This window comes from Leclercia sp. 119287 (assembly GCF_009734485.1).
Taxonomy (GTDB): domain Bacteria; phylum Pseudomonadota; class Gammaproteobacteria; order Enterobacterales; family Enterobacteriaceae; genus Enterobacter; species Enterobacter adecarboxylatus_C.
In genome coordinates this window covers 2,189,699-2,207,240 of the sequence record NZ_CP046445.1, presented here as the reverse complement: position 1 = coordinate 2,207,240, position 17,542 = coordinate 2,189,699, and the positions used below count along the sequence as shown (strand labels likewise).

The window sequence follows — 17,542 nt, the reverse complement described above, 5'->3', positions numbered from 1 at the left end:
ATGGCTCGCACTTCTACTAATAAAGAGTGCGACCATGATTGATACCACCCTCCCGTTAACTGACGTTCATCGCCACCTTGATGGCAACATCCGTGCCCAGACCATCCTTGACCTGGGTCGTCAGTATAATTTAACCCTGCCCGCACAGACCCTTGAGACACTGATCCCACACGTGCAGGTGACGGAAAACGAGCCGGATCTGGTCAGCTTCCTGAGCAAGCTCGACTGGGGGGTAAAAGTCCTGGCCTCGCTGGATGCCTGCCGTCGGGTCGCCTTCGAAAATATTGAGGATGCCGCACGCAACGGCCTGCACTACGTCGAACTCCGCTTCTCACCGGGCTATATGGCGATGACCCATCAGCTGCCGGTCGCGGGTGTGGTGGAAGCCGTCATTGCCGGCGTGCGCGAAGGCTGCAAGACCTTTAACGTGGAAGCGCGCCTGATTGGCATCATGAGCCGTACCTTCGGGGAGGACGCCTGCCTGCAGGAGCTCGAAGCTCTGCTGGCGCACCGGGACCATATCACCGCCGTGGATCTGGCGGGCGACGAGCTGGGCTTCCCGGGCAGTCTGTTCCTCTCCCACTTTAATCGCGCCCGGGATGCAGGCTGGCACATTACCGTCCATGCCGGTGAAGCGGCGGGTCCGGAGAGCATCTGGCAGGCCATCCGCGAGCTGGGTGCCGAACGTATCGGTCATGGAGTAAAAGCGGTCGAAGATCGTGCCCTGATGGACTTCCTGGCGGAACAGCGCATCGGGATCGAATCCTGTCTGACCTCCAACATTCAGACCAGCACAGTGGCGACCCTGGCGCAGCATCCCCTGAAAACTTTCCTTGAGCATGGGGTGATGGCCTCGCTGAACACCGACGATCCGGCGGTTCAGGGGGTGGATATTATTCACGAGTATACGGTTGCCGCTTCGCTGGCCGGGCTCAGCCGGGAGCAGATCCGTCAGGCGCAGATTAACGGCCTGGAGATGGCCTTCTTAACCCCTGCCGAGAAGCAGGCGTTACGCGACAAGGTCGCACGCGGATAAGAAAAAGCCCGGCGATGCCGGGCTTTATTTTTTTAAGCAAGACACAAAGTCGCGCGATGTTTCGCAGACTCAATCCCCAGCTCAATTAGCTCCATAATCTGGATCGCCTGACTTGCCGGGACCGGGTTTTCTCCGTCACCGTTCAGCGCATCGCGGATACCGGCATAATAGGCCGGATAGTTCCCCGGCAGCGTCAGCCAGGTCTCTTCCACCCGCTCTTCCCCTTCGACGCGAGTCAGCACGCCGTCACGCATATCGTAGCCCCAGTCCTCCTGCGGCAGGCGCTCGCCGTTTTTCAGACGATCTTCCTGCGGGTCGAGACCAAACTTCACGTAGCTGCCGCGGGTGCCGTGCACGATATAACGCGCAGATTCCGCTGCCGCCATCATGGTACCATGCAGTACCACGCGACGCTGCGGATAGCTCAGGACAGCGTGGAAGTAGTCCGTTGCCTGCGCGCCGGGGCGCAGCTGGGCCAGATCGACGTTCAGGCTCACCGGGAGACCGAACAGGTTAACGGCCTGATCGAGAAGATGCGGAGCCAGATCGTACCAGATGCCGCTGCCCGGGCCCGCCTGCTCACGCCAGCGGTTACGCACCTGCGGCCGGAAGCGGTCAAAATGGGATTCGAAAAAGGCTACTTCGCCGAGGGAACCGTCAGCGATCAGCGCCTTCACGGTCAGGAAATCGCTGTCCCAACGGCGGTTATGGAACACCGAGAGCAGTTTACCGAGGCTTTTCGCCAGCGCGTCCAGCTCCCGGGCCTGTGACAGTGTCACGGTAAAAGGTTTGTCCACCACCACATGCTTTCCGGCTTCCAGGGCCGCTTTCGCCAGTGGGAAATGCGTGTCGTTCGGGGTGGGAATAACGATCAAATCAATATTGGGGTCGTTAAACAGATGCTTCGGCTCGGAAACCACCGGGACCGTCGGCCAGTCTGCATGCACTTTCGTCGCATCGCTGCTGGAAATTGCCGCCAGCTCCATCCCCGGAGTGCCATCAATCAGCGGGGCATGAAACGTTTTACTCGCATAACCATAACCTATTAATCCAACACGGATTTTATCGCTCATGAAGTCGCCTCTCATCTTTTGACACGCCTATTTCACACCATCTCTTCATCGGTCACAATAGATTAATCCGGGGTATCGCGCCTTAAGGCGATACATGCAATCAGTAATTTCTGATTAACAATTATAACTCGCTGAATACAATCGCAAAACATCACTGCAAAGCGCTTGCCGAAGGGCATTCTGCGCTGTAAAATTCTTAATCTGTATTTATGGATAAAACAAAATAACGAATCATGACGACAATTATTAATCGAATTATCGAGTTAGCGGGGTGGATTGTGCTGGGCGTGTCGGTGATATTGCTGGGGATCGCCAGCCATATCGATAACTACCAGCCGCCGGAGCCGGTCAATAGCGTCAATCAAGCCAAGCCGCATGCACTGATCAAAAATAGTGACATATGATGTCAGTTGCATATTGCCAGCCGTCATGAACAGCGTTAACCTTCATCGCCAGGCGTCGGCCGACGCCTGATTTCACCAGTAAAGAAAATTCTTATTTTTGCCGATACGCTTCGGCAAATGTTTACGTCTTTCTTGTTCCGTTTATTATTCGACCGAATTACTCCTTTGGTAGCACGCCTTTTATATGGAAAATTATTAATATGACCGTTCAGGACTATTTATTAAAGTTTCGCAAGATTAATTCCCTCGAAAGTCTGGAAAAGTTGTTTGATCATCTGAACTACAGCCTGAGCGATAACCAGGAGATTATCAGCATGTACCGCGCCGCGGATCATCGCCGCGCAGAGCTGGTCTCTGGCGGGCGTTTGTTCAACATTGGCGAAGTCCCTAAGTCGGTGTGGCGTTACGTGCTCTAAGAGGGTAGCCATTCCCCGGAAATGTTATATACTCTCGCCCCTGCTAATTTGCAGTTCGCGCTGTTACTGACTTCGGGAGAGAACATGACCACAAAGGCTGGAGAAAGAATTGGCGGCTGGTTACTGGCTCCGCTTGCCTGGCTGCTGCTGGCATTATTAAGCACGTCGCTGGCGTTGGTACTTTACTCCACGGCATTAATTACGCCGCACGCGTTAAAAGCGCTGGGCGCGCAAAATACCGTTAATATCGTCATGTGGTTTTTATCTTTCGCCTTTGCGATTGCCATGTGGTACTACACGCTCTGGCTGACCATTGCTTTTTTTAAGCGTCGTCGGAATGTGCCTAAACACTATATTATCTGGCTGCTTGTCTCCGTATTACTGGCCGTAAAAGCCTTCGCGTTTTCGCCCGTCTCCGATGCGCTGGCGGTGCGTCAGTTACTCTTCCCTCTGTTGATGACCGCGCTGTTTGTGCCCTACTTTAAGCGTTCGGCACGCGTGAAGAACACCTTTGTGAACCCGTAAAACCTTACAGTTAACCTGTTGTCGCCTGCCGCGGTTTATCCGATAATAGGCGGCTTTTTTATTTCAGGCTGAATAATGACCGATTACTTACTGCTCTTTGTCGGCACGGTGCTGGTAAACAACTTCGTCCTCGTGAAGTTCCTTGGCCTGTGCCCGTTTATGGGCGTATCCAAAAAGCTGGAAACAGCGATGGGGATGGGGCTGGCCACCACCTTCGTGATGACCCTTGCCTCGATCTGCGCCTGGTGGATTGACACCTGGATCCTGATCCCCCTCGGCCTGACCTATCTGCGTACGCTGGCCTTTATTCTGGTTATCGCGGTGGTGGTGCAGTTCACCGAAATGGTGGTGCGTAAAACCAGCCCGGCGTTATACCGTCTGCTCGGCATCTTCCTGCCGCTGATCACCACTAACTGTGCGGTGCTCGGCGTGGCGCTGCTCAACATTAACCTTGGGCACAATTTTCTGCAGTCGGCGCTGTACGGCTTTTCGGCTGCGGTCGGCTTCTCGCTGGTGATGGTGCTGTTTGCGGCGATCCGCGAACGTCTGGTCGCCGCCGATATCCCGGCACCGTTTCGCGGTAACGCCATCGCTCTGGTTACCGCCGGTCTTATGTCTCTGGCCTTTATGGGCTTTAGTGGTCTGGTGAAGTTGTAATGAATGCAATCTGGATCGCCGTCGCAGCCATCAGCGTTCTGGGGCTGCTTTTTGGCATCATACTCGGTTACGCCTCGCGCCGCTTCGCGGTGGAGGACGATCCGATCGTTGAAAAAATTGATGAGCTGCTGCCGCAAAGCCAGTGCGGGCAGTGCGGCTTTCCTGGCTGTCGTCCTTACGCAGAGGCGGTGGGCAACGGCGGGGAGAAGATTAACCGCTGTGCGCCCGGTGGCGAAGCGGTGATGCTGAAGATCGCCGCGCTGCTGAACGTTGACCCGCAGCCGGTCGACGGCGACGAAAGCGCGCAGGAGCCGGTTCGCATGCTGGCGGTGATTGATGAACCCAACTGCATCGGCTGTACCAAATGTATTCAGGCCTGCCCGGTGGATGCCATCGTCGGAGCCACGCGCGCCATGCACACCGTGATTGAGGATCTGTGTACCGGCTGTAATCTCTGCGTCGCCCCCTGCCCGACCCAGTGCATTGAGTTACGCCCGGTAGCGACAACGACCGACAGCTGGAAATGGGATCTTCAGACCATTCCAGTGCGCAATATTCCTGTGGAACAACATGTTTAAGTTATTTTCTGCCTTCAGAAAAGAGAAGATCTGGGATTTCGACGGCGGTATTCATCCGCCGGAGATGAAAACCCAGTCCAGCGGTACGCCGCTGCGCCAGATCCCGCTGGCTAACCGTTTTGTTATCCCGCTCAAACAGCACATCGGTGCTGAGGGCGAGCTGTGCGTTAAGGTCGGTGACCGCGTGTTGCGCGGCCAGCCGCTGACCTTTGGACGCGGACGTATGCTCCCGGTTCATGCCCCAACCTCCGGCACCGTGGCGGCGATTGCCCCGCACACCGTGGCCCACCCTTCCGCCCTCTCCGAGCTGTGCGTGGTGATTGACGCCGATGGCGAAGATCGCTGGATCGAACGTGAGGGCTGGAGCGACTACCGCAGCCACAGCCGTGAAGATCTTATTTCCCGAATCCACCAGTCTGGCGTCGCCGGTCTGGGCGGCGCGGGCTTCCCGACCGGGAACAAATTGCAGGGCGGTGGCGATAAGATCCAGACGCTGATTATCAACGCCGCCGAATGTGAGCCGTACATCACCGCGGACGATCGCCTGATGCAGGACTGCGCCGCGCAGATCGTCGAGGGTATCCGCATCCTCGCCCATGTTCTGCAGCCGAAAGAGGTGCTGATCGGCATTGAAGACAACAAGCCGCAGGCCATCTCCATGCTGCGCGCGGTGCTGGCGGGCAGCCACGATATCAGCCTGCGGGTGATCCCGACCAAATACCCGTCCGGCGGCGCGAAGCAGCTGACCCAGATCCTGACCGGCAAGCAGGTTCCGCACGGCGGTCGCTCATCAGATATCGGCGTGCTGATGCAGAACGTCGGCACCGCCTATGCGGTAAAACGCGCCGTTGTTGACGGCGAGCCGCTGACCGAGCGCGTCGTCACCCTGACCGGTGAAGCCGTCAGCCGACCCGGCAACGTCTGGGCGCGACTGGGCACCCCGGTGCGTCATCTGCTGGACCAGGCCGGGTTCTGCCCGAGCGCGGAGCAGATGGTGATCATGGGCGGGCCGCTGATGGGCTTTACCCTGCCGTGGCTGGATGTTCCGGTGGTAAAAATCACCAACTGCCTGCTGGCGCCGTCCGTCAGCGAGATGGGCGAAGAGCAGGAAGAGAAAGGCTGCATTCGCTGCAGCGCCTGCGCCGACGCCTGTCCGGCGGATCTGCTGCCCCAGCAGCTCTACTGGTTCAGCAAAGGCCAGATCCACGACAAAGCCAAATCCCATAACCTGGCCGACTGCATTGAGTGCGGAGCCTGCGCTTGGGTCTGCCCGAGCAATATTCCGCTGGTGCAATACTTCCGCGTCGAGAAGGCCGAAATTTACGCCATCGCCCAGGAAGAGAAACGCGCCGCCGACGCGAAAGCGCGCTTTGAAGCCCGCCAGCAGCGTCTTGAGCGCGAAAAAGCCGCCCGCGAGGAGCGCCATAAAAAGGCTGCGGTACAACCAGCGGCGAAAGATCAGGACGCCATTAATGCGGCCCTGGCGCGCGTGCGCGAGAAGAAAGCTACCGCCGCGCAGGATGTGGTGATCCCGGCAGGAGAACGCCCGGATAACAGCGAAGCCATTGCCGCGCGCGAAGCACGTAAAGCAGAGGCCCGCGCCCGTCAGGCGGAAAAAGCACAGACCAGCTCCGCACAACCAGAAGCCGATCCGCGTAAAGCCGCGGTCGAGGCCGCTATCGCCCGCGCCAAAGCGCGTAAAGGCGCACCGCCGGAAGAGACGCAGGCCGAGCCGGCCCCGGTCGATCCGCGTAAAGCGGCGGTCGAAGCCGCCATCGCACGCGCGAAAGCCCGTAAAGCCGTACCGCCGGAAGAGGCGCAGGCCGAGGCTGCCCCGGTCGATCCGCGTAAAGCCGCAGTCGAAGCCGCCATTGCCCGCGCGAAAGCCCGTAAAGCGGCGCAGCCGGACGATATTCAGATCGAACAGACCCCGGTCGATCCGCGTAAAGCCGCGGTCGAAGCCGCCATTGCCCGGGCGAAAGCCCGCAAAGCGGCGCAGCCGGACACTACACCGGCAGAACCCGCTCCGGTCGATCCGCGTAAAGCGGCGGTCGAAGCCGCCATTGCCCGTGCGAAAGCACGCAAAGCGGCGCAACAGGAAGAAGAACCGGCAGCCAATGACGATCCACGCAAAGCGGCCGTTGCCGCCGCCATTGCGCGCGTTCAGGCGAAGAAAGCAGCACAGCAGGCAGTTAACGAGGATTAAATGGTTTTCAGAATCGCAAGCTCCCCTTATACCCACAACCAGCGCCAGACATCGCGCATTATGATGCTGGTCTGTCTGGCCGCCATGCCGGGCATCGCCGTTCAGGTCTGGTTTTTCGGCTGGGGTACGCTGCTGCAGATCGTTCTCGGCTGTGTGAGCGCCCTGGTGGCGGAAGCTCTGGTCCTCAAACTGCGTAAAATCGCGGTGAGCAAAATCCTGGCGGATAACTCCGCCCTGCTCACCGGCCTGCTGCTGGCCATCAGTATTCCCCCCTTCGCCCCCTGGTGGATGGTGGTGCTCGGCACCGTATTCGCGGTGATTATCGCCAAGCAGCTGTACGGCGGCCTCGGGCATAACCCGTTTAACCCGGCGATGATTGGCTACGTGGTGCTGCTGATCTCCTTCCCGGTGCAGATGACCAGCTGGCTGCCGCCGCATGAGATTGCCGCGACCGTGCCAGGCTTTATGGATGCCCTGCAGGTGATCTTCTCCGGCCATACCGCCAGCGGCGCGGACATGAACACCCTGCGAATGGGCGTGGACGGCATCAGCCAGGCCACCCCGCTCGATACCTTTAAAACTTCCCTGCACGCCGGTCACAGCGTGGAGCAGATCCTGCAGTACCCGATCTACAGCGGCGTGCTCGCCGGTGCGGGCTGGCAGTGGGTTAACCTGGCGTATCTGGCCGGGGGAGTGTTCCTGCTGTGGCAGAAAACGATCCGCTGGCATATCCCGGTGAGCTTCCTGGTCACTCTCGCGATCTGTTCCGGCCTGGGCTGGGCATTCTCCCCTGAGTCTCTGGCTTCCCCGCAGATCCATCTGCTGTCCGGCGCGACCATGCTGGGGGCGTTCTTTATTCTGACCGATCCGGTGACAGCCTCGACCACCAACCGGGGACGCCTGATTTTCGGCGCGCTGGCCGGTCTGCTGGTGTGGCTGATCCGCAGCTTTGGCGGCTATCCGGACGGCGTGGCCTTTGCGGTTCTGCTGGCCAACATTACCGTACCGTTAATTGACTACTACACGCGTCCGCGCGTGTACGGCCATCGCTAAGGGACTCGCCATGTTAAAAACGATGCAAAAACACGGCGTGACGCTGGCGGTCTTTGCCGCGGTGCTGACCGGCCTGACGGCACTGGTCAACGGCCTGACCAAATCCACCATCGACGAACAGGCGGCCCGTCAGCAAAAGGCGCTGTTCGACCAGGTGATCCCGGCGGAGCTTTACGATAACGATCTGCAGAAAAGTTGTTATCTTGCTGAGGCTGCGCCATTAGGCAAAGGTACCCACCGCATCTTTATCGCCCGTAAAGGGGATGCTCCGGTGGGCGTCGTGATGGAAGCTACCGCGCCAGACGGCTATTCCGGCGCTATCCAGCTGCTGGTCGGCACTGATTTCTCCGGCACCGTGCTGGGAACGCGCGTCACCGAGCATCACGAAACGCCAGGGCTCGGGGATAAAATCGAAACCCGCTTAAGCGACTGGATTTTGCACTTTGCCGGCAAAACCATCCACGGCAGTGACGATCCGGCGTTCGCGGTGAAGAAAGATGGCGGTGAATTCGATCAGTTTACCGGGGCGACCATCACCCCCCGCGCGGTGGTGAACGCCGTTAGACGTGCGGGTGTCTATGCCCAAACGCTGCCTGCGCAACTTAACAATCTGCCCGCCTGTGAGGAGTGATCATGAGCCAGGTTAAAGAGGTTATTGTCCAGGGTCTGTGGAAAAACAACTCCGCCCTGGTACAGCTGTTGGGGATGTGTCCGCTGCTGGCCGTCACCTCGACTGCCACCAACGCGCTCGGTCTGGGTCTTGCCACTACGCTGGTGCTGACCCTGACCAACCTGTCGATCTCTGCCCTGCGTCGCTGGACGCCGTCAGAAATTCGTATTCCGATCTACGTGATGATCATCGCCTCGGTGGTGAGCGTCGTGCAGATGCTGATTAACGCCTACGCCTTTGGCCTCTATCAGTCGCTGGGGATCTTTATCCCGCTGATCGTAACCAACTGTATCGTGGTAGGCCGCGCCGAAGCCTTTGCGGTGAAGAACGACCCGCTGATTTCGGCCCTCGATGGCTTTGCCATCGGCATGGGGGCAACCGGGGCGATGTTCGTGCTGGGCTCGATGCGTGAAATCCTCGGCAACGGTACCCTGTTCGACGGCGCAGACGCGCTGCTGGGCGGGTGGGCAAAGGCCCTGCGCATTGAGGTGTTCCACACCGATACGCCATTCCTGCTGGCGATGCTGCCACCGGGCGCGTTTATTGGCCTCGGCATGATGCTGGCGGTAAAATACCTGATCGATGAGAAACGTAAGCGCCGCGCTGCTGCCCGCAGCGTAGAGGAAGGGATCCCTGAGAAGGCCTCATGAACAAAGAGAAGCGTTTAACCATTTTGCAGCGCCTGCGGGATAACAACCCGCACCCGACCACCGAGCTGAATTTTACCTCGCCGTTTGAACTGCTGATTGCGGTCCTGCTCTCCGCGCAGGCCACCGACGTCAGTGTGAATAAAGCCACCGCGAAGCTCTATCCCGTTGCCAACACGCCGCAGGCGATGCTGGAGCTGGGCGTGGAGGGGGTCAAGTCGTACATCAAGACCATCGGCCTGTTTAACAGCAAAGCCGAGAACGTGATTAAGACCTGCCGCATGCTGCTTGAGCTGCACGGTGGCGAGGTCCCGGAAGATCGCGCCGCGCTGGAAGCCCTGCCCGGCGTCGGGCGTAAAACCGCTAACGTGGTGCTGAATACGGCGTTTGGCTGGCCGACTATCGCGGTCGATACACATATTTTCCGCGTGAGTAATCGGACAAACTTCGCCCCCGGCAAAAACGTGGAGCAGGTGGAAGAGAAGCTGCTGAAGGTGGTTCCGGCTGAGTTTAAGGTCGACTGCCATCACTGGCTGATCCTTCACGGGCGCTACACCTGCATCGCGCGTAAACCGCGCTGCGGCTCCTGTATTATTGAAGATCTCTGTGAATATAAAGAGAAAACCGACCTCTGAAACCGTCAACCGACGGTTTTTTTATAATGTAAACTGCTTACAGAAAGCATGACTCCCTGCTGATAGTACCTTTCATAGTTTTTCAACCTAAGCCAAACTTCGTCTTTCGCGCATTGTGCGGCTATATAACAATCAAACAGGTTAATTGTTTTTTCGTCAGCGAAATTTTCTATATAAATGTGATCAGGATCACTCTGTTCACATGGTGTTAATTTTATGTATAGCAAATCCCGATAAAGCCTTATTGCATCAAGAAACTGCCCCTGATAACCCGAAGATATGACCGGATATATTTCAGAACTTAGCCCATATCACTGCACAATCCCTTTTACAGCAGAACATATCGCCACCTGCGTATTTTATCCGCTAACTGATAGTGGAAAAAACCAGTTTAGACGCAACGGTAAAATTTAACGCTAAATAACATTTAGGTTTCTGGCGCATTATAGCGCGAGAGTTATATGTAACAGGTTATTACAAACACCTTGCCAGATGGGTCAGGATAGTGAACATTACCCGCCGTTTCCCCTCCCACTATAACTATAAAGCGGACGGACTACGGTCATCACGCTATGAACACCCCCGTTAATATGGGATGTAAAAAAAGAGGTATATGTGTCTACTGCAAACAATAAACCAGCTGAAGAAAGCGTAAGTCTTAACGCTTTCAAACAACCGAAATCGTTCTATCTCATTTTCTCCATTGAGCTTTGGGAACGTTTTGGTTACTACGGCCTGCAAGGGATCATGGCGGTTTACCTGGTTAAACAACTGGGTATGTCCGAAGCTGATTCCATCACGCTGTTCTCTTCTTTCAGTGCTCTGGTGTACGGTCTGGTCGCGATTGGCGGCTGGCTGGGCGATAAAGTGCTGGGCACCAAACGTGTAATTCTGCTGGGCGCCATCGTTCTGGCGATCGGCTACGGTCTGGTTGCCTGGTCTGGTCATGATGCCGGTGTGGTGTACATGGGTATGGCGACTATCGCTGTCGGTAACGGCCTGTTCAAGGCGAACCCATCTTCCCTGCTCTCGACCTGCTATAACAAAGACGATCCGCGTCTTGATGGCGCATTCACCATGTACTACATGGCCATCAACATCGGTTCCTTCTTCTCTATGCTGGCAACCCCGTGGCTGGCAGCGAAATTCGGCTGGAGCGTGGCGTTTGCACTGAGCTTCGTCGGAATGCTGATCACCGTGGTGAACTTCCTGTTCTGCCGCAGCTGGGTTAAGGACTACGGTTCAAAACCTGACTTCGCGCCGGTACAAATGGGCAAACTGCTGGCGACCATCGTCGGCGTGGTGATTCTGGTTGCCGTTGCCACCTGGCTGCTGCACAACCAGGGTATCGCGCGTGCGGTTCTGGGCGTGGTTGCGCTGGGTATCGTCTGCATCTTCGCTAAAGAAGCCTTTGCCATGCAGGGCGCAGCACGTCGTAAGATGATTGTTGCCTTCATCCTGATGGTTGAAGCGATTGTCTTCTTCGTCCTGTACAGCCAGATGCCAACGTCCCTGAACTTCTTCGCTATCCGTAACGTTGAACACTCTATCCTCGGCATCGCGTTCGAACCTGAGCAGTTCCAGGCCCTGAACCCGTTCTGGATCATGGTGGGTAGCCCGATTCTGGCCGCTATCTACAACAAGATGGGTGACCGTCTGCCAATGCCGCACAAGTTCGCGGTAGGTATGGTGCTGTGCTCTGGCGCCTTCCTGGTGCTGCCGCTGGGTGCGAAATTCGCCAGCGACGCGGGTATCGTTTCCGTAAACTGGCTGATCCTGAGCTACGCCCTGCAGTCCATCGGTGAGCTGATGATCTCCGGTCTGGGTCTGGCGATGGTTGCGCAGCTGGTGCCGCAGCGCCTGATGGGCTTCATCATGGGTAGCTGGTTCCTGACGACTGCCGGTGCTGCAATCATCGCCGGTAAGATCGCAAACCTGATGGCCGTGCCATCTGACGTGACCGATCCGCTGCTGTCTCTGCACGTGTACGGTGACGTATTCCTGCAGATTGGTATCGCCACCGCGGTTATCGCCGTGCTGATGATGCTGACCGCACCAAAACTGAATCGCATGACTCAGGACGACGACATCAACGCCAAAGCGAGCAAAACCGCGGCCGCGTAATGTCATCGGGAAACGACTGAATTGAAGCCGCTAACTGTGCGTTAGCGGCTTTTTTTTTATTCTGTGCCGCACTACCATAGGGTAAACCTACGTAAACAGGAGTGACCGATGAAACTGTTCTATAAACCAGGCGCCTGCTCTCTTGCCTCCCATATTACGCTGCGCGAGAGCGGTAAAGACTTCACCCTCAACGGTGTTGATCTGATGAAAAAGCGTCTGGAAAACGGCGATGATTTTTTCGCGGTGAATCCTAAAGGCCAGGTCCCGGCGCTGCTGCTGGAAGACGGCACCCTGCTGACTGAAGGGGTGGCCATCATGCAATACCTGGCGGATGGCGTTGCCGATCGCCAGCTGCTGGCCCCGACCGGCAGTATCGCCCGCTATAAGACCCTCGAATGGATGAACTACATTGCCACCGAGCTGCACAAAGGCTTCACCCCGCTGTTCCGCCCGGATACGCCGGAAGAGTACAAGCCGACCGTACGCGCGCTGCTGGAGAAAAAGCTCCAGTATGTGAACGAGTCGCTGAAAGATGAGCAGTGGATTTGCGGTCAGCGCTTTACCATTGCCGACGCGTATCTGTTTACCGTTCTGGGCTGGGCGCGGGCCGTGAAGCTGAATATGGAAGGGTTAAGCCATATTGACGCGTATATGCAGCGTATGGCGGAGCGTCCTGCCGTGGCGGCAGCGCTGGAAGCGGAAGGGTTGAAGTAATTTTTTTTGCCGGGTGGCGCTGGCGCTTACCCGGCCTACAAAACCTGTAGGCCCGTGCAAGCGCAGCGCCGCCGGGCATTATGATGCTAGAGCTGGGTCGCGCTAAAGAGGTGCTCCGGCTTCGCAATCTGATCCTGAGCGGCCACCACCTGCAGTTCATACTCCTGCATATTCTTCGTGGCGATCATAATTTCATACACCGCCGCCGTGACGTGCTCAAGCGCATCACGCACCGTTGCCCCCTGCAGCAGTTTCACCAGCAGCAGGCCGCTGGTCACATCACCTACGCCCACCGGCTGACGGCTGCCGAAATCCACCAGCGGACGGCTGATGTGCCAGGCTTCGTCTTTGGTCACCAGCAGCATCTCAAAGCGGTCCGGGCTAATGCCGGCGCGCGCCAGATGCTTCACCAGCACGATCTCCGGGCCCATGGCAATCAGCTCCCGGGATGCGGCAATAGCCTCTTCCACGCTGTTTACCGGATGTTCGCAGAGGATCTCCAGTTCGATAAGGTTCGGGGCGATAATATCGCTGGCCGGTAAGGCATGACGGACATGGAACTCCGCGACGCCAGGCGCCACGATGCAGCCCTTTTCCGGGTGACCCATCACCGGATCGCAGAAGTATTTTGCCGCCGGGTTGGCCGCCTTCACCTGACGGACAATCCCGAGAATATGCTCGCCCTGCTCGGCTGAACCCAGATAGCCGCTCAGCACGGCGTCACAGGTCTTGAGTTTGTCGATCTCCGCGATGCCCTGAACAATCTCTGTCAGATGGGCAGGCGGCATCACGCAACCGGTCCACTTGCCGTATTGCGTATGATTGGAAAACTGAACGGTATTTAATGGCCAGACGTTGGCCCCGAGACGACGCATCGGAAATTCAGCGGCGCTGTTGCCAGCATGCCCAAACACAACGTGGGACTGGATGGCGAGGATATTCTTCATTTTCTTACCACAACCCTGAAAAAATAAAGGGGCATGGTTTCCCATGCCCCTGTGCTTTTACGATTACTTCCAGCAGATCAGACAGTAATTCTTTTTGCCGCGACGCAGTAAGGTGTAGCGGCCAAACAGGCGATCGCTGTCCACGAAGGTATACTCCTCGTTGGACTGTTTTTCACCGTTAATGGTGATGGCGTTCGAGGCGATGGTTTTACGCGCCTGGCCACGGGACGGCTGCAGCTCAGAGTCCACCAGCGCCTGCATCAGGTCTGCCCCTTTCTCCATCTCAACCATCGGCACGCCATCCTGCGCCAGCTGTTCGAAGTCAGCTTCGCTCAGATCGCTCAGGGTACCGTTGAACAGGCTGGCGGTAATACGCTTCGCGGCCGCCAGGCCCTCTTCGCCGTGAACCAGTTTGGTGACCTGCTCCGCCAGCACGTACTGGGCGCGCGGGGCTTTGCCGCTGTTTTTGTCTTCTTCTTCCAGGGCGTTGATCTCTTCCAGATCCATAAAGGTGAAGAACTTCAGGAAGCGATAGACATCAGCATCCGCGGTGTTGATCCAGAACTGGTAGAACTTGTACGGGCTGGTTTTCTTCGGATCGAGCCATACCGCGCCACCTTCGGTTTTACCGAACTTGGTACCGTCGGCTTTGGTGATCAGCGGAACGGTCAGACCGAAGACCTGGTTCTGGTGCAGACGACGGGTCAGATCGATACCGGAGGTGATGTTACCCCACTGATCGGAGCCGCCAATCTGCAGCGCCACGCCGTGCAGGTTGTTCAGACAGGCGAAGTCATAACCCTGCAGCAGGTTATAAGAGAACTCGGTGAACGAGATGCCCTGGTCGTCACGGTTCAGACGCTGCTTCACCGCTTCTTTGTTGATCATCTGATTAACGGAGAAGTGCTTGCCGATATCACGCAGGAAGGTCAGCACGTTCATGCCGCCAAACCAGTCATAGTTGTTAGCGGCGATCGCTGAGTTTTCACCACAGTCGAAATCGAGGAACGGGGCGACCTGTTTGCGGATCTTATCCACCCACTCCTGCACAGTGTCTGCCGTATTCAGTTTACGCTCAGCGGCTTTAAAGCTCGGGTCGCCAATCAGACCCGTTGCGCCGCCGACCAGCGCCACAGGCTTATGGCCTGCCAGCTGGAAGCGTTTCAGGCATAACAATGGAACCAGATGCCCCAAATGCAAGCTGTCGGCGGTAGGATCGAAGCCGCAATAGAGCGCGATCGGGCCTTGCGCCAGTCGCTCTGCTAACGCTTCCTCGTCCGTCACCTGGGCTACCAGCCCCCGCTCTTGCAATTGTTTAATCAAGTTACTGCTTGCCATCAAATTCTCCATGTATAAAACGACTGCACCTCTGCCGGTACACGACTTTTCGCCAGACGCGAAAGGTACATAGAATAAAGCGCTGACACCCGTTGTACCAGCGCTTAAGAGAACAAATTTCGGGGATTAAGGTGCTAGACGATCGATTTTCCAGGCGTCATTATCGCGCTGGTATAAAAAGCGGTCGTGCAGACGATGTTCACCGCCCTGCCAGAACTCCATCTGCTGGACACAGACGCGGAAACCGCCCCAGAAGCTCGGCAGGGGCACTTCGCCCTGCTGGAACTTCTGTTTCAGCTCAAGGAATTTACTTTCCAGTACGCCGCGGGCGGAGATGCGGCTCGACTGTTTAGAGACCCAGGCGCCAATCTGGCTGTCGCGCGGGCGGCTGTGAAAGTACTTCACCACTTCCAGGGTAGAGAGACGCTCGACGGTGCCGGTGACCATCACCTGACGCTCCAGCATATGCCAGGGGAAGAGCAGGCTGATGCGCGGGTTGTTTTCGAGGTGGTGTGCTTTGCGGCTGCCGAGGTTGGTGTAGAACACCAGCCCTTTCTCATCATAATGCTTGAGCAGCACAATGCGCTGGTAGGGTTGACCCAGTTCGTCGACCGTCGCCACCACCATCGCGGTGGGATCGGCCAGACGGGCATCACAGGCCTGTTTCAGCCAGTGCTCAAACAGCACCAGCGGCTCGGCGGGGAGATCCTGGCGACGCAGGCCGCCTTTGGTGTATTCGCGCCTGAGGTGCGCGATGTTCTGCAATTCGTCGTTATCTGACATGGCGTTAGCTGACATTGACAATGGGTGACGCTATTGTGCGCCGCCCCCTGCAAAATCTCAACGCTTCGGATTTTCGATCTGACAATTGTTCAGCACGACGCGATCGCGCTTGTAGACCGTCGCGCTGTCGCCCTTCGACCAGAAGACATAGACCCCGTCGCTGTAACGGGTACCGGAGGCCGACATCCCCTGCTTCAGCGTCAGCAGCTTGTTGTCATAGACAAAACTGACTTCCTGACGAGGATTATTAAGCTTCACGGTGAGCGGTTTCTCTTCGCACTGATAAGCCAGGGTGTCGGTTTGCATACGCTCAACAAACTGGTTGTAGACGCTACAGCTCGCCAGCAGGAAGGGGGTAAAAGCAAGAAGCAGTTTTTTCATGGGTGAGTTCCGAAGACTTTCCTGGTCCCGGAGGGCGCGAACGCCCTCCCGTTTTTTCGTGTCATTCTACCCATCGTGCCTTTAAGCGAAATTCGGTTAACTCTGATTTTGCCGCGGATTGGCTGGAAAAACAGCACCTAACACGCTGGCTTCACGCGCGCCGGTCACGGAAGGCAGATTTCCGGGCAAGCCCGCCACCGTTCGCCACGCCAGCCAGGCAAAGGCCAGCGCTTCCATATCATCGCCGCTGATCCCGGCGCGATCGGTGGTGGTCACTTCCGTACCCGGCAGCAGACCGGCCAGCCGCGCCATCAGCAGCGGGTTACGGCTACCGCCGCCGCACACCAGCAGACGATCGCAGCCGCCGCTCAACAGCACTTGTTCCGACACGGAGACGGCGGTGAGCTCAGCCAGCGTGGCCTGCACGTCATGCGGCGCCAGGCCCGGGAAGTTCGCCAGCTGGCGTTCCAGCCAGCCGTAGTTGAAATACTCGCGGCCGGTGCTTTTCGGTGCCGGGGCGGCGAAATAGGGATCGCACAGCATGCTTTGTAGTAAGGGAATGATGACCTTGCCGCTGCAGGCCCACTGGGCGTCTTTATCGTAAGCTTTGCCCGCCTGACGCCAGATCCAGGCGTCCATCAGCATGTTCCCCGGCCCGGTGTCGAAACCGCGTACCGGCTGCCCGGGGATCAATAAGGAAAGATTGGCGATGCCGCCAATGTTAAGCACCATGCGGCGCTCCGTCGGGTGGGCAAGCAGCGCGTGGTGGAAAGCCGGAACCAGCGGCGCGCCCTGCCCCCCGAGCGCCATATCCCGACGGCGGAAATCACCGACCACCGTTACCCCGGTTTTGGCCACAATCTGGTTGTTATCACCAATCTGCAGGGTATGAGGCGCATCGCCGCCCGGCTCATGCCAGACCGTCTGGCCGTGACAGCCAATCGCCACCACATCCTGAGGGCGGAGATCTTCCTGGTTCATCAGCGCCAGCACGGCATCGCCGAACAGACGTCCGAGCTGTGTATCCAGCTGCCCCAGCTGCGACAGCGTCAGCTGCTGGCCCTGACAGATATTCAGGATCGCTTGTTTGGTTTCCGGGGGAATGGGCCAGCTAAGGCTCGCCTGCTGTGCCACCATATTCTCATCGATTGCCGCGAGAACGACATCCACGCCATCCAGACTGGTTCCTGACATTACGCCAATATAGCGACCCGATTTCATCCGTTTTCCTTACTCCACAGGGTTGATGGCCCACTCCACCATAAACCCGTCATCAATGCCATGACGTGATAATACTTTTTAACAATAGCTGGACGTTACGGCCATTCCAGGAATTATCCTTACCGGATGCGGGG

19 protein-coding genes are annotated in these 17,542 nt (G+C 57.4%); 13 read left to right on the top strand and 6 right to left on the bottom strand.

From position 1 onward, the window contains the following. The first annotated feature begins 34 nt into the window (after positions 1-34). The gene (gene add / locus GNG27_RS10730) at positions 35-1,036 is read left to right on the top strand and encodes an adenosine deaminase (protein ID WP_156263648.1); all 1,002 of its coding nucleotides are present in this window, start codon (positions 35-37) and stop codon (positions 1,034-1,036) included. 32 nt (positions 1,037-1,068) lie between these two features. Here the strand turns inward: add and GNG27_RS10725 are convergent, their stop codons facing one another. Continuing rightward, the gene (locus GNG27_RS10725) at positions 1,069-2,109 is read right to left on the bottom strand and encodes an oxidoreductase (protein WP_142489258.1); all 1,041 of its coding nucleotides are present in this window, start codon (positions 2,107-2,109) and stop codon (positions 1,069-1,071) included. A gap of 245 nt (positions 2,110-2,354) precedes the next feature. On the opposite strand from GNG27_RS10725, the gene blr reads away from it, so the two are divergent. From blr to gstA, 12 genes are all read left to right on the top strand, one after another. Then, the gene (blr, locus tag GNG27_RS10720; protein ID WP_185902423.1) at positions 2,355-2,513 is read left to right on the top strand and encodes a division septum protein Blr; all 159 of its coding nucleotides are present in this window, start codon (positions 2,355-2,357) and stop codon (positions 2,511-2,513) included. A gap of 200 nt (positions 2,514-2,713) precedes the next feature. Continuing rightward, on the top strand, positions 2,714-2,929 hold the full coding sequence (gene ydgT / locus GNG27_RS10715) for a transcription modulator YdgT (RefSeq protein ID WP_032617854.1): 216 nt from the start codon (positions 2,714-2,716) through the stop codon (positions 2,927-2,929). Between the two features lie 84 nt (positions 2,930-3,013). Next, on the top strand, positions 3,014-3,454 hold the full coding sequence (locus tag GNG27_RS10710; protein WP_142489256.1) for a DUF2569 domain-containing protein: 441 nt from the start codon (positions 3,014-3,016) through the stop codon (positions 3,452-3,454). A 75-nt stretch (positions 3,455-3,529) separates the two neighbouring features. Beyond that, positions 3,530-4,111 (top strand): electron transport complex subunit RsxA, encoded by a 582-nt coding sequence (gene rsxA, locus GNG27_RS10705; RefSeq protein WP_142489255.1) that lies wholly within the window; start codon positions 3,530-3,532, stop codon positions 4,109-4,111. Further along, positions 4,111-4,689, top strand: coding sequence for an electron transport complex subunit RsxB (gene rsxB / locus GNG27_RS10700; protein ID WP_142489254.1), 579 nt, complete (start codon positions 4,111-4,113; stop codon positions 4,687-4,689). Before rsxA ends, rsxB begins: the two co-directional genes overlap by 1 nt. Further along, entirely contained in the window at positions 4,682-6,895 is a 2,214-nt protein-coding gene (gene rsxC, locus GNG27_RS10695) for an electron transport complex subunit RsxC (RefSeq protein ID WP_156263647.1), read from the top strand. Before rsxB ends, rsxC begins: the two co-directional genes overlap by 8 nt. Then, on the top strand, positions 6,896-7,948 hold the full coding sequence (gene rsxD / locus GNG27_RS10690; protein ID WP_156263646.1) for an electron transport complex subunit RsxD: 1,053 nt from the start codon (positions 6,896-6,898) through the stop codon (positions 7,946-7,948). Positions 7,949-7,958: 10 nt separating this feature from the next. After that, positions 7,959-8,579, top strand: a complete 621-nt coding sequence (gene rsxG, locus GNG27_RS10685) for an electron transport complex subunit RsxG (protein WP_156263645.1) — start codon at positions 7,959-7,961, stop codon at positions 8,577-8,579. Between the two features lie 2 nt (positions 8,580-8,581). Then, complete coding sequence (locus GNG27_RS10680; protein WP_142489250.1) at positions 8,582-9,268, top strand: electron transport complex subunit E; 687 nt, start codon at positions 8,582-8,584, stop codon at positions 9,266-9,268. Then, entirely contained in the window at positions 9,265-9,900 is a 636-nt protein-coding gene (gene nth, locus GNG27_RS10675; protein ID WP_142489249.1) for an endonuclease III, read from the top strand. Before GNG27_RS10680 ends, nth begins: the two co-directional genes overlap by 4 nt. Positions 9,901-10,515: 615 nt before the next feature. Beyond that, on the top strand, positions 10,516-12,024 hold the full coding sequence (dtpA, locus tag GNG27_RS10670) for a dipeptide/tripeptide permease DtpA (protein ID WP_156263644.1): 1,509 nt from the start codon (positions 10,516-10,518) through the stop codon (positions 12,022-12,024). 108 nt (positions 12,025-12,132) lie between these two features. Further along, complete coding sequence (gstA, locus tag GNG27_RS10665) at positions 12,133-12,738, top strand: glutathione transferase GstA (protein WP_156263643.1); 606 nt, start codon at positions 12,133-12,135, stop codon at positions 12,736-12,738. A gap of 86 nt (positions 12,739-12,824) precedes the next feature. Here the strand turns inward: gstA and pdxY are convergent, their stop codons facing one another. From pdxY to anmK, 5 genes are all read right to left on the bottom strand, one after another. Next, positions 12,825-13,685, bottom strand: coding sequence for a pyridoxal kinase PdxY (pdxY, locus tag GNG27_RS10660; protein WP_142489246.1), 861 nt, complete (start codon positions 13,683-13,685; stop codon positions 12,825-12,827). A 63-nt stretch (positions 13,686-13,748) separates the two neighbouring features. Next, on the bottom strand, positions 13,749-15,023 hold the full coding sequence (gene tyrS, locus GNG27_RS10655) for a tyrosine--tRNA ligase (RefSeq protein ID WP_142489245.1): 1,275 nt from the start codon (positions 15,021-15,023) through the stop codon (positions 13,749-13,751). Positions 15,024-15,149: 126 nt separating this feature from the next. Further along, on the bottom strand, positions 15,150-15,806 hold the full coding sequence (gene pdxH, locus GNG27_RS10650; RefSeq protein ID WP_142489244.1) for a pyridoxamine 5'-phosphate oxidase: 657 nt from the start codon (positions 15,804-15,806) through the stop codon (positions 15,150-15,152). A 57-nt stretch (positions 15,807-15,863) separates the two neighbouring features. Beyond that, positions 15,864-16,187 (bottom strand): C-type lysozyme inhibitor, encoded by a 324-nt coding sequence (mliC, locus tag GNG27_RS10645; protein WP_142489243.1) that lies wholly within the window; start codon positions 16,185-16,187, stop codon positions 15,864-15,866. Between the two features lie 96 nt (positions 16,188-16,283). Further along, on the bottom strand, positions 16,284-17,408 hold the full coding sequence (gene anmK, locus GNG27_RS10640; RefSeq protein ID WP_156263642.1) for an anhydro-N-acetylmuramic acid kinase: 1,125 nt from the start codon (positions 17,406-17,408) through the stop codon (positions 16,284-16,286). Positions 17,409-17,542 lie beyond the last annotated feature (134 nt).